General features: G+C 34.7%; 11 protein-coding genes. 4 read left to right on the forward strand and 7 right to left on the reverse strand.

Features of this window, described 5'->3' with window-relative positions; all coding sequences use genetic code 11:
- The first annotated feature begins 141 nt into the window (after window positions 1-141).
- The gene (locus FYC62_RS15615; protein ID WP_149075943.1) at window positions 142-1,881 is read left to right on the forward strand and encodes a M61 family metallopeptidase; all 1,740 of its coding nucleotides are present in this window, start codon (window positions 142-144) and stop codon (window positions 1,879-1,881) included.
- Window positions 1,882-1,933: 52 nt separating this feature from the next.
- On the opposite strand, the gene FYC62_RS15620 is transcribed toward FYC62_RS15615, so the two are convergent.
- Complete coding sequence (locus tag FYC62_RS15620; protein ID WP_039452644.1) at window positions 1,934-2,428, reverse strand: hypothetical protein; 495 nt, start codon at window positions 2,426-2,428, stop codon at window positions 1,934-1,936.
- A gap of 179 nt (window positions 2,429-2,607) precedes the next feature.
- On the opposite strand from FYC62_RS15620, the gene FYC62_RS15625 reads away from it, so the two are divergent.
- Window positions 2,608-4,380: an AMP-dependent synthetase/ligase gene (locus tag FYC62_RS15625; RefSeq protein ID WP_149075612.1), complete on the forward strand. Its 1,773-nt coding sequence runs from the start codon at window positions 2,608-2,610 to the stop codon at window positions 4,378-4,380.
- A gap of 28 nt (window positions 4,381-4,408) precedes the next feature.
- On the opposite strand, the gene FYC62_RS15630 is transcribed toward FYC62_RS15625, so the two are convergent.
- Genes FYC62_RS15630 through FYC62_RS15655 form a run of 6 tightly spaced genes read right to left on the reverse strand, consistent with a single transcriptional unit; the run spans window position 4,409 to window position 11,720 of the window.
- Window positions 4,409-4,789, reverse strand: a complete 381-nt coding sequence (locus tag FYC62_RS15630) for a response regulator (RefSeq protein ID WP_149075613.1) — start codon at window positions 4,787-4,789, stop codon at window positions 4,409-4,411.
- Window positions 4,790-4,843: 54 nt separating this feature from the next.
- Entirely contained in the window at window positions 4,844-5,407 is a 564-nt protein-coding gene (locus FYC62_RS15635) for a chemotaxis protein CheB (RefSeq protein ID WP_149075614.1), read from the reverse strand.
- Window position 5,408: 1 nt separating this feature from the next.
- A complete protein-coding gene (locus tag FYC62_RS15640; protein WP_149075615.1) occupies window positions 5,409-6,266 on the reverse strand; it encodes a CheR family methyltransferase in 858 nt (285 codons plus the stop codon).
- A complete protein-coding gene (locus FYC62_RS15645) occupies window positions 6,253-6,636 on the reverse strand; it encodes a response regulator (protein WP_149075616.1) in 384 nt (127 codons plus the stop codon). Before FYC62_RS15645 ends, FYC62_RS15640 begins: the two co-directional genes overlap by 14 nt.
- A 23-nt stretch (window positions 6,637-6,659) precedes the next feature.
- On the reverse strand, window positions 6,660-10,256 hold the full coding sequence (locus FYC62_RS15650; RefSeq protein WP_149075617.1) for a response regulator: 3,597 nt from the start codon (window positions 10,254-10,256) through the stop codon (window positions 6,660-6,662).
- A gap of 3 nt (window positions 10,257-10,259) precedes the next feature.
- Entirely contained in the window at window positions 10,260-11,720 is a 1,461-nt protein-coding gene (locus tag FYC62_RS15655) for an ATP-binding response regulator (RefSeq protein WP_149075944.1), read from the reverse strand.
- A 204-nt stretch (window positions 11,721-11,924) separates the two neighbouring features.
- On the opposite strand from FYC62_RS15655, the gene FYC62_RS15660 reads away from it, so the two are divergent.
- On the forward strand, window positions 11,925-12,359 hold the full coding sequence (locus FYC62_RS15660) for a MarR family winged helix-turn-helix transcriptional regulator (protein ID WP_149075618.1): 435 nt from the start codon (window positions 11,925-11,927) through the stop codon (window positions 12,357-12,359).
- Window positions 12,360-12,465: 106 nt separating this feature from the next.
- On the forward strand, window positions 12,466-14,871 hold the full coding sequence (locus tag FYC62_RS15665; RefSeq protein ID WP_149075619.1) for a 3-hydroxyacyl-CoA dehydrogenase/enoyl-CoA hydratase family protein: 2,406 nt from the start codon (window positions 12,466-12,468) through the stop codon (window positions 14,869-14,871).
- Window positions 14,872-15,163: the final 292 nt, after the last annotated feature.

A 15,163-nucleotide genomic window follows, 5' to 3' on the forward strand; every position in this document is an offset into this window, starting at 1 on the left:
CACAATAGTTGAAGGTATCAACTATATTACAAATCAATCATACAGCTTAAATTTTTGAATATTGAATAATATTTTAGTTTTGTATAAAAACTTAAAATGCACTCATTTAAAATTTTTCTAAACACTTTAATCATCATTTTTATGGTTCAATTAACTGCTGCGGCAGATGATGGTTCTAAAATAGAGTTCACAGTATCTTTTTCTGAACCTCAGGCACATTATGCCGATGTAGAAATGCGTATTAGTAATATCCGTAAAAAGGAAATTGAAGTAAGCATGCCAGTATGGGCACCAGGTTCTTATTTGGTAAGAGAGTTTTCTAAAAATGTAGAAGGTTTTACTGCTAGTACAAATGCTGGGGCAGCTTTATCATCAGAAAAAGTAAAGAAGAACACTTGGAAGATTAAAACCAATGGCAATAAAACAGTAGTGGTAAACTATAAAGTTTATGCTTATGAGATTTCTGTAAGAACTAGTTTTATAGATGCTAGCCATGCTTTTTTATCGCCAACAGGCATATTTATGTTTGTTAAAGATAGGTTAAACGAGCCTGTACGAGTTAATATTACACCTTTTAGCAATTGGAGCAAAGTTTCTACTGGTTTAGAGAAAATTGAAGGAACTAAGTTTTCTTACCATGCTCCGGATTTTGATTGGTTGTATGATTCGCCTATAGAAGTTGGTAATCAAGATATTTTTGAGTTTGATGCTGCCGGAGTTAAACATGAAGTTGCTATGGTAGGTGGTGGAAACTACGATAAAGAGAAGTTGAAACTAGATATGGCAAAAATTGTAGAGGAGGAGACTTTAATTTTTAGAGAAAACCCTAACAAGCGCTATGTTTTTATCGTTCATCATTACCAAAATGGAGGTGGTGGTTTAGAGCATTTAAACTCTACCGTTTTAGGCGCTAAAAGAACAGGATATACAGACGCCGCAACTTATACCAATTTTTTAAGTTTGGTAGCTCATGAGTATTTCCATTTATGGAATGTGAAAAGGTTAAGACCTATTGCGCTTGGTCCGTTTGATTATGAAAACGAGAATTATACAACTGATTTATGGATTGCAGAAGGTTTTACTGCTTATTACGATAACCTGATTATACAAAGAACAGGGGCTATTTCTGAAATTGATTATCTGAAAATCTTACAAGCAGAGATTAACTTGATTGCAAACCAAAGAGGTGATAAAGTACAAGCTGTAACAGAGGCTAGCTTTGATGCTTGGATTAAATATTACCGACCAAATGAAAACAGTAGCAATGCTACCATATCTTACTACAACAAAGGTGCTTTGCTTGCCGCGATGCTAGATTTAGCAATTATTCATAAAACCAATGCTAACAAAAGCTTAGATGATGTTTTAAGAAATACTTACCAAGAGTATTACAAGAAAAAGGGTAGAGGTTTTACCAGTAAAGAATTTAAAGAGGCTTTAGAAAAAGAGTATGGGGAAAATTTAGATGAGTTTTACAACAAATATGTAAACGGTACTGCGGAAGTAGATTGTGCTAAGTTTCTAGCTTATGCAGGCTTAGAATTGGTAAACAGGGCGAACCCTAAAATGCCTTCTTTAGGTGTTAGAACAAGAAAGAATATCATCAGTACCGTTATAAGAGGTGGTGCAGCATGGAATGGCGGCTTAAATGTTAACGATGAAATTATTGCCGTTAACGGAGAAAGAGTAGAAGATATTAACGATTATATCAAAACTAAAGCAGTTGGCGAGAACTTAATGATTGTTTTAAATAGAGATGGCATTATCCAGACGTTAAATATCAAATTGGCTGCTAGTACAGATAAGAGCTTGCAAATAGATATAATGAAAAAACAAACAGAACAACAAAAAGCTGTTTTTAAGAAGTGGATGAAAATGTAAACAAAAGAGGAGGCTTAAAAGCCTCCTCTTTTGTTTCTAAAATATTTAATATTTAGAAAACAAATCTTAGCGTAAAGCCAGGCTCAATATCTAAGAAAGGGCCTCTAGCAAGTTCTAATCTTGGGTGTAAATCAACACCTAAAGTGAAAGGTATTTCAGGCATTTGCCATTCTAAACCTAAAATAGCATCAGCACCTAAAAGTAAGCCATTATCATAAATTTCGTCATCATCACCAAAGTATCTTCTGTATCTTCTGCCGTCATCAATACCACCAATGTGGGCACCAACGCCGTAATACCATTTTAAAGAAGGCTCGCTAAAAGCTGTAGCATGTTTTTCATATAAACCAGTAACCACAAAAACACCAGGTCTAAAACCTAAAATACCTTCAATAGCAGTATCAGATTTTACAAAGTGTTTAATGGTTAAACCATTTTCAAAGCCTCCGGCTCTAAAACCAATTCCAGTATTATAACCTTGTGCATTTACTTTTGAAAAGGTTAAAAGCAATAGCGATAAGCTTAATAACAATAATTTTTGTTTCATTTTTTTATTTTATTTATCCAAGCCTCATTCTCAAATCAAATGCCAGAGATTAATTTTTCCCTTTAAAACTTTAATTCATTCTCATAATGTTGTTCTAATAAATGTAATAATCGTAAAACCTTCTTTGAGGTTCAATCAGGATTATCTATATTGATAAACCAATTATAAATTAATGTATTATGGAAGCCATTAGCAGAGTGTTTGATTTGCTTAAATACAATAAGCAAAACTTTAATTGTCAAGATATATTGGCCACTAAGGTAAATGGTCAATGGAAAAAATATAGCAGTAGCGATTTTATCAATATTTCTGAAGAAGTAAGTCGGGGACTTATTAAAAAAGGTATAGGTAAGGATGATAAAGTGGCTATCATGTCTGAAAATAGGCCCGAGTGGAATTTTTGCGATTTTGGTATCATGCAAATAGGGGCAACACAAGTTCCTATGTATCCAACTTTAGCCGAAGCAGATATCAAATTTATTCTGATAGATGCAGAAGTAAAAATTGTGTTTGTATCTTCAGAAGAGCTTTATCAAAAGGTACAGAAGGTAAAAAATGAAGCAGGTTTACAAACCGATATTTACACTTTTAATACCGTAAGTGGAGCGCCAAACTGGTTAGAAATTGTATCGCTAGGTAAAGAAAATCAGGATATTGATTTAGAACCTTATAAGCAACAAATTACAGAAGATGATTTGCTTACGCTGATATATACTTCTGGTACAACAGGTACACCAAAGGGCGTGATGTTGAGCCACAAAAACTTAATCAGTAATATTTTATATTCATCTCAACTCTATCCAGACCAAGTAAAAAGGGCATTAAGCTTTTTGCCACTTTCGCACATATTTGAGCGTATGGTGGTTTACATGTACTTTTATTTAGGTGTATCTGTTTATTATGCAGAAAGTTTAGAGACTATAGTAGCCAATTTGGCCGAAGTAAAACCACATTGCTTTACCACAGTACCAAGGTTGTTAGAAAAAGTATACGATAGAATTGTTGCCAAAGGACAAGCTTTAACAGGAGTTAAAAAGGCTTTATTCTTTTGGGCTTTAAAACTAGGGCACCAATTTGAAATGGATGGTAAAAATGGCTTTTTATATGAGTTACAATTAAAAATAGCTCGTAAACTTATCTTTAGTAAATGGAGAGACGCATTGGGCGGAGAAATTATTGTTATAGTTTCTGGTGGTGCTGCTTTACAAGAGCGTTTAGCAAGAGTTTTCTGGGGTGCAGATATTAAAGTACTAGAAGGTTATGGCTTAACAGAAACATCGCCAGTGATAGCTGTTAATGGCCCTAGAAAAGGCGAAACCATGTTTGGTACTGTAGGTAGACCATTGGGTAACGTAGAAGTGAAAATTGCTGAAGACGGAGAGATTTTATGTAAAGGCCCTAGTGTAATGACAGGCTATTACAAACGCCCTGATGCTACAGCAGAAGCTATTACAGATGGTTGGTTCCATACCGGAGATATTGGAATGCTTAAAGATGGCTTTTTGGCTATTACAGATAGAAAGAAAGAAGTTTTTAAAACCGCAGGCGGTAAATACGTTGCACCACAGGTTCTAGAAAATAAGTTTAAAGAATCTGTTTATATAGAGCAAATTATGGTGGTAGGCGAGAATAAAAGATTCCCTTCTGCTTTAGTAGTACCAAATTTTGAAAAGCTTTTAGATTGGAGCGCCAGGAATGGTATAAACGAACAAAAGCCCGCCGAATTGATAAAAAACAAACAGGTTATAGCTAAAGTTTGGTCTGAGGTAGAACTATTAAATGCAGGTTTTGGTAAGTGGGAGCAAGTTAAAAAGATAGCTTTATTACCTAAGGAGTTTACCATAGATGGTGGCGAACTTACCCCAAAGCTAAGTTTAAAACGTAAAGTGATTTTGAAAAACAATGAAGCTTTGGTAGAAAAGCTTTATGAAGAAACAGATAAATTAGAATAACAAGAGAGGCCTTTAAAACAGGCCTTTCTTATTGTTGATGCTTGCGTTCTAAAACATCATTAACAATATTTTCAAGCTCTACTAAATCAAAGGGTTTGGGTAAATAAGCATCAGCGCCAGCGGTTTCTGCAAGTAAATGAATATCATTATTAGCAGAAAAATAAATCACGGGTATATGCTTAAAATCTGGATGTTGTTTTAATAGTTGCGTGGCTTTTATACCGCCAATATCTGGTATCCAATTGTCCATCAAAATAACATCTGGGTTTATGCTGGTTACTTTTTCTATAATATCATGTGAAGTTTCAGAAATTTCTACTTGATAGCCAGACTCCATCAGGATGATAGAGCATAATTCTAAAATATTTACATCATCATCAAAGATTAGTATCGTTTTATTCGTATTCATTTATGTTAAAGAAAGTAGTTTAAATCATACACCAGATAAATTTTAACGTAGCATTTATGGTACATCTAACTTGTTTATAAATGCAGCAATCTCATCCGGATTTAAGACAAAATCAATTTTTGATTGTGCGATAGCTTGTAAAGGCATATAATTTACCTCTGCGCTTACCGGATTTTGTACAAGTGTTGTTCCATTATTGGCTTTTACATAATTTAAACCTGCAGCCCCATCGGCATTTGCGCCAGATAATAGCAAAGCAAATGTATTTTCTTTAAAAACTTTTGCTGCAGAACTAAACGTTACATCAATAGAGGGTCTAGAGAAATTTAACTTTTCAGAGAAATCAAGAGAAATGGTTTTATCACTTTCTATAAGCAAATGATAATCTGCAGGGGCAATATAAATATAGCCAGCTTCTAAAACATCTTTATCATCAGGCTCAATCACCTTTAAATTGGTTCTAGTATTTAATAAATATCCTAATTGCGAATCGGTATAACCTTTCCGGTGTAGTACAATGATGATGGGAAACTTTAAATCATGATGAAGCTTTGGTAATACTTCAAGTAATACTTTCAAGCTCCCGGCAGAACCTCCTATTAAAAAGATGGTATCCATGCTAAATGTTAAAGTTTATAAGCCTTCTTTGATCTTCTTGTTGCTTGCGCCATATTTTTTCTGTAGATATTTGATGGTAATGCCTATCTAATTTAGAAAACCTGATGGTTTCTTTAGAGCCTAAACCTAAAAAGCCTAAATGTTCTAAGCTTTCATCAAAAAGTTTAAAAACTTTTGCTTGTAAGTCTTTATCAAAATAAATCAAAACATTTCTGCAAATGATAAGCTGAAACTCGTTAAAAGAGCGGTCTGATACGAGGTTGTGCGTTGCAAAAATCATCTTCTCTTTAAGATCATCGTTAAAACGAGCAAAGTCATAATTTGCCGTATAGTACTCAGAAAAATTTTGCGTCCCGCCAGAGAGGATATAATTTTCAGAGTATAGTTTCATTTGGCTGATAGGGAAAATACCGTTTCTAGCTCTTTCTAATACGCTAGGGTTAATATCTGTAGCATATAATAAAGTTTTATGCATTAAACCGGCTTCCTTAGCTAAAATGGCAAGAGAATAAACTTCCTCACCGGTAGAGCAGCCTGCTAGCCAAATTCTTATCAACGGGTATGTGCCTAACCGTGGGAGTACATGTTCTCTTAAAGCTTTATAAAAAGAGGGGTCTCTAAACATCTCGGTTACGTTCACCGTAATCTCTTCTACAAATCTTTGTAAATAAGAAGGCTGTTTAATAAGTTGATACCTTAGCTCTGCAAAGCTGGTAAACTTATCTATCAGGCAAATGCGGTTTACCCTTCTTTTAATAGAAGCTTTGCTGTATTGAGTAAAATCATAACCGTAAAGTTCTGCAATTTCTGTAAGCAGACTTTCCAGTTCTTCATCTTTTATCAAATCAGGTTCTATCATTTAAAATTTTAGCTATGCTATATAAAAGCTTATCAATATCAATAGGTTTGGAGATGTAATCTGTTGCACCGGCGGCTAAACATTTCTCTTTATCTCCTAGCATAGCTTGTGCCGTAACCGCTATAACGGGTAATTTTTTTATTTTTTCATGATGTGTGATTACATTAATCCCTTCATAACCATCCATCTCTGGCATCATCATATCCATCAATATTAAGGCAGTTTCCGGATGTTGTTCTAAAAGTGTAATCCCTTCCGTTACGCTGTTGGCCGCTATACAATCAAAACCTTTTGATTTAAGAACCATCTTTAAAGCGAAGATATTTCTGTTATCATCGTCTATAATCAGTATAAGGGTGTTTTTTGTCATAAACTTTCTCCATGTTTTATTTTTTAATATTGGTATAACCAAACCCTTAACAGCGATAATAGCTGATCTATATCGACAGGTTTTGATATATAATCAGATGCGCCGGCTATCATGCATTTTTCACGGTCGCCCATCATTGCTTTGGCGGTTACAGCCATAATAGGTAAGTTCTTAAATTTTGGATGTTTCCTAATTCTGGAGGTGGTTTCATAACCATCCATTTCAGGCATCATCATATCCATTAATACGATAGAAATCTCTGGATGTTGTTCTAGTTGTTCTAAAGCATCTTTACCATCGGTAGCAGAAATAACTTTCATCTGGTGTTTTTCTAATGCTTTAGTAAGTGAGAATATGTTGCGTACATCATCATCAGCAATAAGAACAGTTTTGCCTTTTAAGACCTCATTTAAAGTGCCTAAAACGTTTACTTTCTTTTTAACAACATCAGTTTTCTTTTCTTCTACCAAGTGTAAAAACAGCCCTACTTCGTCTAAAATTCTTTGATAAGAGTGTACCGTTTTAATCACAATAGAATCTGCATATTGCTTTATCCTAATTTCTTCTGCTTTAGATAAATTCTTACCTGTGAAAATAATGATAGGTAAGTTTTCTAAACCTTCATTTTTCTTGATGGCTTCTAGGGCTTCATAGCCTGTTTGGTCTGGCACACCCATATCTAAAATAATACAATCTACCTTGTCTGATGTTAAGGCTTCTACACTATCTGCTACATTATTTTTTATTTCTGTTGAGATATCAAAACTGCTTAAGAAATAAGACAATGCAGTTGCATGCTTAGGGTTTTCTTCTATAATGAGTACTTTTTTAGGATGTCTGTTTAGCGCATCTTCAATTTTCTTAAACATGATATCCATTTGCTCTAAAGCAACCGGTTTGTTGATGAAATCTATAGCGCCTTTTAATAAGCTTTCTCTTTTAACTTCTAAAGAAGACATAATATGTACTGGTATAGGCTTGGTTTTGGAGTTAGATTTTAACTCTTCCATTACCGTCCATCCATCCTTTACGGGTAGCTGTATATCTAATAAAATAGCTAAAGGCTGATATTTCTCTGCAAACGCTACAGCTAAATCTCCTCTAACAATTACAATACCTTTATATTTCTGTTTTCTGGTATATTTTAGGAGTAAATTGGCAAAAGCAGTATCATCCTCAACTATTAAAATTACCTTATCACCGGGGTTAATATGGTTTCTGTCATCATCAATATCCTCAGGTATTTTAGAGGTAACAAACATGCTTTCTGTTGAGGTAAATAAAACCTCATCTATAGGTTTTTGCAGGTTTATTTTATTTAAAGCTACTATTTCTGGTTCATGGGGTTTAACCAAACTACTATCTATCGGAACTTCTAAAGTAAATGTACTGCCCACACCTTCTTGGCTGTATAAAGTAATTTGCCCGCCTAATAATTTGGCAAGTTCTCTACTTATAGATAAGCCCAATCCTGTACCGCCAAATTTTCTTTTGGTAGAGCCATCTGCTTGCTGAAAAGCCTCAAATACCAGTTTTTGTTTATCTTCTGATATACCTATACCTGTATCCTCAACTAAAAATTGTATAAAATCTTTCTTTTTTGGATGATTTTGAATGCTGAGTTTTACATGACCCTGTTTAGTGAATTTGATAGCGTTAGAGATTAGATTTTTTAAAATTTGGTCTAAACGCATTTTATCTGTTACAATAGCGCTAGGGCTATTATCATCAAGATGAATGTGGAAGTCTATATTTTTTTCTTTTACTAAAGGGTTGAAAAGTGCTTGCAAATCGTCAACCATTTCTGGGAGCTCTGCTTTCTGGAAATCAAGGTCCATTTTACCAGCTTCAATTTTAGAAAGGTCAAGAATTTCATCAATAAGGGTTAACAAGCCAGAGCCCGAGCTTAGGATAACCCTTGCAGATTCTATCTGTTCTTCATTTAGGTTTTCCTCATTGTTTTCTGCCAATAACCTAGAAAGTAGCAAGATAGAATTTAAAGGTGTACGCAGCTCATGAGACATATTAGCCAAAAACTCAGATTTGTATTTGGTGCTTAATGCAAGCTCTTCTGCTTTTTGTTGTATCTCTATATTTCTTTCTACAATAAGCTGGTTTTTTTCTTCTAATAATTTAGAGCGCTCTTCTAGCTCTTGGTTAGATTGCATCAACTCTTCTTGCTGCACTTTTAACTCTTCTTCTGATGCTTGTAATTTCTGTGTTTGCGCTTCCAGTTCTGCATTCAGGTTTTCTAGTTCTGTATGCTGTGCTTGCATTTCTTCTGATTGCGCTTGGGTTTCTTCTAAAAGTCTTTGTACATGTTTACGTGTTGCAGCTGCGGCAATGGCTACGCCTAAATTTTTGGTAGCATCTTTAAAAAATGCTATCTCAACTTCATTAAAGCTGTGGCAGCAGCCCAGTTCTATTACCCCTATAGCTTTATAATCATATAAAATAGGTACTATTAAAATATGGCTAACTTTAACTTTGCCATTAGCAAAAGAAACGGTGTAGTTTTCATCATTGATAGATGAAAATAGCTTCTCTTTACCATTAGCGTAAACTTGGCCCAGCATACCTTCTCCAGATTTTACAGGCTTCAACATTCTTTCTTCTAGACCATAAGCGCTTTGTAAGGTTAGTAAACCATTTTCCATCAGGTATAAAGCACCAGAATTACACTCGCCATAGCTAACCAAATGGCCTAAAGTATCTTGTGTAATAACATCAAGTGTTTTGTTGCCAACCAGTTTCTCATTTAAAGTTGCAATACCTTTTTGCAACCATTCATTATCGTTTAATATAGCAAAAGACTTTTGTAAGGCATCAGCCATGGTGTTTAATGATGTAGCTAAGCTTCCCAAGCCATCTTTTTCATCATCATTTAACCTAATATCATATTGGCCATTAGAAATTTGCAAAGCAACATCCTGTATCAAATGTATTCTTTTGCTAATCTCTTCATCTTTCTTTTTTAAGGCTAATCTTAAATTATCTCTGTCTATAAAATCATTCCTCACCCTGAGGTAAAAAAAGAAAGTTATGAGCATGGCTATAATAGCAGCGGCAACAATTAATATGGTGGTATAATTACTAAAATGGGTTACAGATGCTGTTCTTTCTATCAATAATTGGTTTTCGGTATCTTTTATCTGGGCGATAATTTTTCTGGAGCTTTCCATAGCTTGTCTGCCTATTTCTAGATCTGTTTCGGCATAGGTTTGGCTATTTCTTCTGGCCTCAATCAATCTATTTAGCATCACCATCCTAGTATCTATAACGCCAGATAGCTCTTCAAACCTTTGAACTTGGATAGGATTGTCCTGAGTTAAATCTATCGCAACTTTTAAAGAGCCAGGCAGAGATTTTAAGCCCGCATAATAGGGCTCTAAAAAGCCCTCTTTACCAGTTAATAAATAACCTCTTTGGCCGGTTTCAGCATCCTTTAAGTCTGATAAGATTTTATCTGAAGCATCAATAACATTTTTGGTATGTTCTACCATAGCATTACTATGCTGCAATTGCCTGATACTGATAAATGATGCTACCGAGCTGATGAGTAATACAATCAGCGATAAGCTAAAACCAATTTGTAGGTTGCGTAAAAATGTCTTTTGCATATACTAAATAGGTATTGTAAAATAAAATGAAGAGCCCTGGCCCACTTTACTATTTACACCATAAGAACCTTGGTGCTGCCTTATAATTTCTGAACATATATATAAACCTATCCCAAGTCCTTGAAACCTGAGTGATGATTCTTCTACCCTAAAAAATTTCCCGAAAATGTTCTTTTGCTTTTCTAGCGGGATACCAATGCCATTATCAGTAACCATAACCTTTAGGTGGCCATTGTGTAATTCTGTTTCTATGGTAACTTGTTTATTATCTGGCGAGTATTTAAGAGCATTGGTTAAATAATTTATTAAAACCTGTTCTATCCTTACTTCATCAGCAAAAATGAGATGATTTACGGAAGCTCCTTTCCTTATAATTTCTGCGTTTTCATGTGTTTGGTGAATAATATCAGTTACACTAGAAAGCAGATTTTCAAAGTTAAACGACTTCTTATTGAGCTTTAATTTCCCGCTTTCTATTTTAGATATATCTAGTAAATCTGCAATTAAATTATTCAGTTTTGAAAGCTGCAATTGTGCCCTTTCTAGGTAGGTACTGGCGGTATTATCGGGGTTATTTTTTAAGCTCCTTTGTAGCAATTGTACATAAGCTTTAATACTGGTTAAAGGTGTTTTTAACTCATGACTAGCAATACTTAAAAACTCATCTTTCTTTTTTTCTACTTGCTTTTGGTCTTCAATATCGGTAAAAGTACCTACCCATTTTACCACTTTATCTTTCTCCTTTATAGGGATAATTCTTAGTAAATGGAAATGATAAGCATCAGAATTAAGCTCTTTTATGCGCACTTCTAGCTCTAAAGGGCTCTCTGTAAACATACAAATGGTCCATTCTTCTTCAATATTTTTATCATCAGGATGGGTATAAGGGAATGCTTTCGCTGATAAGGAATACCTGAACCATTGTTTATTAACAAATTCAATATTCCCCTCTGGGTCTGATGTGAAAGCCACCTGAGGTAAAGATTCTAGCGTAGAATATAATTGTTCTACCCTTTCTTTAAGTTCTGCCTGTACTTTTTTCCTAATTTCTATTTCGGCCCTTAAAGCGCTTTGTATTTCATTTAGGGCAGTGGTTTGTTCGTATAAACGATAAAAGGTTTTAACCTTTAACATTAAAATATCTGGGTCTACAGGTTTGGTAACATAATCTATAGCACCAGAAGCATAACCTTGGGCAATAAATGTTTTATCTGTATTAACAGCAGAAAGAAATATAATAGGTATATCTTTTGATTTACTAAAACCAGCTAAGGTCTCGGCCACTTCAAAGCCATCCATATCTGGCATTTGAACATCTAAAATAATAAGGGCATAGCTGTTTTTAAGAACTTTTTTTAAGGCTTCTTCGCCAGACAAGGCGGTGTCTACCCCAAATTTTTTAGACTCTAAAAGCCTTTTTAATGAATAAATATTTTCTGGTTTATCGTCAACAATTAAAATCATATTGCTGTGATTGGTATTTACTACCAAAGGCTTTTTTATTTAAGATGAAAAAGATATTGCGATTTCTTTTTTAAGTAAATCTTTCGAAAATCATTCTATAGAAGCAAAAACCAATCCAAAAGAAAAAAGAGGAAAAAAATTTATTATGCTTGCATAATAAATTTTGACTTGTTATATTTGGTATTAAATCACCCTAATCTCATTATGAAACCACAAGAAACTATAGACTATCATCTTAAAGTAACCTGGCAGGTAATTGCAAACAAATATAACCAAATTGCCGCTGGATTTGGTATTACCCAGTCTGTTGGATACCTACTGATTAATATCCACGAGCATGAAGGAACTACCGTATCAGAGGTGGCATCTTTATTGGGGTTAAAGTCTACCAGTTTAAGCAGAATGCTAAATAACCTAGAGAAAGATGGCCTTATTTTCAGACAAATTCATCAAGATGATAAACGCTCTGTAAAGGTTTATTTAACCGAGAAAGGAAAAGAAAAAAGACATTTAGCTAGAGTAGTAGTAAGAAAGTTTAACGACTATCTAGATAGCCATTTATCAGAAAAAGAAAGAGAGATATTAATCAATTCATTGGTTAAGATTAATACCCTTACCAATGATTATAACCCTGACTAATATGGAGTTAAGAAATCTACATTTTTAAATCACTAAGATTTTTGTAAGAAGGTTTCTGCTTGTTTATTTACAAGCATCTATGAATAAATAATAAAATAACAAACAGATGAAAAGAATTATCAGGAAAGTTGCTGTTTTAGGATCAGGAATCATGGGCTCGCGTATAGCTTGCCATTTTGCTAATATAGGTGTAGAAGTACTTTTACTTGATATGGTTCCTAAAGAATTATTAGCCGATGAGCAAGCCAAAGGTTTAACTTTAGAACATCCTAAAGTGCGTAATCGTATTGTTGATACTGCCTTGCAAAATACGCTTAAAAGTAATCCTTCTGCAGTTTATAACAAAACGGTCATCAATAAAATAAAAACCGGAAACTTTACAGACCACATGAAAGATATTGCTTCTTGTGATTGGACAATAGAAGTAGTGGTTGAAAATCTGGAAATCAAAAAGAAGGTTTATGACCAAGTAGAGCAATACCGTAAGCCAGGCACTTTAATAACTTCTAATACTTCTGGTATCCCTATCCACATGATGGCAGAAGGTAGAAGTGATGATTTTAAAAAGCATTTTTGTGGTACGCACTTTTTTAACCCGCCGCGTTACTTAAAATTACTAGAAATTATCCCAACCCCGCATACAGATACCGCTATTGTTGATTTCTTGATGCATTATGGAGATTTATATCTGGGTAAAACAACGGTTCTATGTAAAGACACTCCGGCTTTTATTGCTAACAGAGTAGGTGTTTATTCTATCATGGCTTTGCTGCATTTGGTAGAAAAAATGGATTTAACGGTTGAAGAAGTAGATAAATTTACCGGTCCTGCTTTAGGTAGGCCTAAATCTGCTACTTTCCGCACAACAGATGTTGTAGGTTTAGATACCATGATTAATGTGTCTAATGGTTTATACCAAAATGCTCCTGATGATGAAGCCAGAGATAAATTTGTGCTTCCAGAATACGTAAAGCATATGCAAGCCAATAATTGGCTGGGCGATAAAACTAAGCAAGGCTTTTATAAAAAGACCAAAGATGCAGATGGAAAATCAGAAATATTGGCGCTTGATTTAAAAACTCTTACTTATAGAAAGCAAGAGAAAGTAAAATCTGCAACGCTAGAAGCTACAAAGCCTATAGAGAATTTAGCAGAACGCATGAAGGTTTTTGCTAATGGAAAAGACAAAGCTGGTGAGTTCTTTAGAATATCTTTTGCAGGTTTGTTTGAGTATGTCTCTAACCGTATTCCAGAAATTTCAGACGAGCTTTTCCGTATTGATGATGCCATGAGGGCAGGTTTTGGTTGGGAACTTGGTCCGTATGAAGTTTGGGATGCCGTTGGTGTTGCCGAGGGAATAGCTATTATGCAGCAACATAGTCACCAGCCAGCAGCATGGGTAAAAGAAATGCTTGATGCCGGAAATACTTCTTTTTACAAGGTAGAAAATGGTGTTAAGAAGTATTATGATATCCCATCAAAATCTTATAAGGTTATCCCGGGTAGAGAAGCATTTATCATTTTGGATAATATACGTAGTAGCAAAACGGTATGGAAAAATGCTGGAACAACTTTAACAGATTTAGGAGATGGTATTTTAAATCTAGAATTCCACACCAAAATGAACACCATTGGTGGCGAGGTGCTTACGGGCATTAATAAAGCTATTGATATTGCCGAGAAAGATTTCAGAGGTTTAGTTATTGGTAATGATGGCGCTAATTTCTCTGCCGGAGCCAATGTAGGGATGATTTTTATGATGGCCGTAGAGCAAGAATGGGATGAGGTAAACATGGCTATCAAATTATTCCAGAACACGTCCATGCGTATCCGTTACTCTTCTATCCCGGTAATTTTAGCACCCCATAATTTAACGCTTGGTGGTGGTTGCGAGTTTTGTTTGCATGCAGACCACGTACAGCTAAGCGCAGAAACCTATATGGGTTTGGTTGAGTTTGGCGTTGGTTTAATACCTGGCGGCGGCGGAAGTAAAGAGTTTGCCTTAAGAGCATCAGATGAATTTACTGATGGACAAATAGAGCAAAATGTTTTGAAAGACAGGTTCTTAACCATTGGTATGGCAAAAGTTTCAACCTCTGGCTTAGAAGCGTATGATTTAGGTTATCTGCAAAAAGATAAATTTTCCATCAGTATGAACAGAAACAGATTAATTGCTGATGCCAAAGAAAAAGCGCTTGAGTTAGCCAATAATGGTTATACCCAACCTGTAAGAAGAACAGATATTAAAGTTTTAGGAAAAAGTGGTTTAGGGATGGTATATGCCGGCGCTAATACCATGAAATCTGGAAATTACATTTCAGAACATGATCAGAAAATCTCCCAAAAACTAGGTTATGTGATGTGTGGTGGAGATTTATCAGCACCAACATTGGTAAGCGAGCAATACCTACTAGACTTAGAACGCGAAGCTTTTTTATCCCTTTGCGGAGAGAAAAAGACCTTGGAGAGAATCCAGAGTATTATAACTAAGGGGAAACCTCTAAGAAATTAGAATAAAGAAAAAGGAACAAGGAACAAAGAAAAAGGATTTTAAAATGGATGATAGGTAAGGTGTCTTTATTCCTTGCTCCTTCATCCTTAATCAAAAGATAAAAAGAAAAAGGATTTTAAAATGGATGATAGGTAAGGTGTCTTTATTCCTTGCTCCTTCATCCTTAATCAAAAGATAAAAAGAAAAAGGATTTTAAAATGGATGATAGGTAAGGTGTCTTTATTCCTTGCTCCTTCATCCTTAATCAAAAGATAAAAAGAAAAAGGATTTTAAAATGGATGATAGATAAGGT

This window comes from Pedobacter aquae, from assembly GCF_008195825.1.
Lineage (GTDB): Bacteria > Bacteroidota > Bacteroidia > Sphingobacteriales > Sphingobacteriaceae > Pseudopedobacter > Pseudopedobacter aquae.